Origin of the sequence: Flavobacterium profundi, from assembly GCF_006491645.1 — a bacterium.
GTDB classification, from domain to species: domain Bacteria; phylum Bacteroidota; class Bacteroidia; order Flavobacteriales; family Flavobacteriaceae; genus Flavobacterium; species Flavobacterium profundi.
Genome location: NZ_VDCZ01000035.1, coordinates 1 through 736 on the forward strand (window position 1 = coordinate 1; position 736 = coordinate 736).

Below are 736 nucleotides of genomic sequence, written 5' to 3' on the forward strand. Positions count from 1 at the left end.
GCAACACGTTAGCAAACATTAAATGAACGATACTGAATATAAAGGAGTTTTGCACAAAGAAGTTAATAAACTTTCAAGAATAAATCCTAGATTTCATAGGATTTCGAGTATGCTTTTGGATCATATTCTTATGTGTATATTTATAGTTCCTATAATGTTTATACCCATGATTCTAATGATAAGCGGAATATTAGAATTTGAAAACCGAACTTTTTCTATAATTTTCTTTTTTTTAATATTTATATATCTTAATAAAGATTTTTTCAATGCCAAAAGTCCAGCAAAGCGACTTTTAGGATATCAAATTATTAATCGAAAAACCGGAAAAGCAGCAAATGAGTTAGAATGCTTTGTTCGAAATTTAACAATTGCTATTGGTTGGCCTTTAGAAGTTATTGTTGCATTATATAATCCTGAAAGGAGAATTGGAGATTTTTTAGCCAATACAAAAGTTGTCAATTCTGAAAAAGAAAAATTAAAAACTATCTGGTCTGACTTTAAAAATAAAACTTTAAAATTAAATTTTATCGCAATTTTAATTATTGGAATAATTTATTTTTATGGATTAAATTTATTAATGCCAAAAGTATATTGAAATAACGTTTGCTAACCACCGTTTGTAGCAATTGCTTGGCTTGGCTTGTGTTCGGAATTTTCTCCGAAAATTCCACAAGGAGTTTTGTACTTGTAAATTTTAGGCTAAATTTACGCAACTGCTACAAGCGGCAAACCGTTA

General features: G+C 28.3%; 1 protein-coding gene. It reads left to right on the plus strand.

The genetic code is table 11. The annotated features are described in order from the left end of the window. Nucleotides 1-22 precede the first annotated feature (22 nt). Entirely contained in the window at nucleotides 23-595 is a 573-nt protein-coding gene (locus FHG05_RS18270; RefSeq protein ID WP_140999566.1) for an RDD family protein, read from the plus strand. Nucleotides 596-736: the final 141 nt, after the last annotated feature.

Bases quoted from the DNA above. Each gene is read 5' to 3' on its own strand.
- FHG05_RS18270 (WP_140999566.1), top strand. From the start codon at position 23: ATGAACGATACTGAATATAAAGGAGTTTTGCACAAAGAAGTTAATAAA.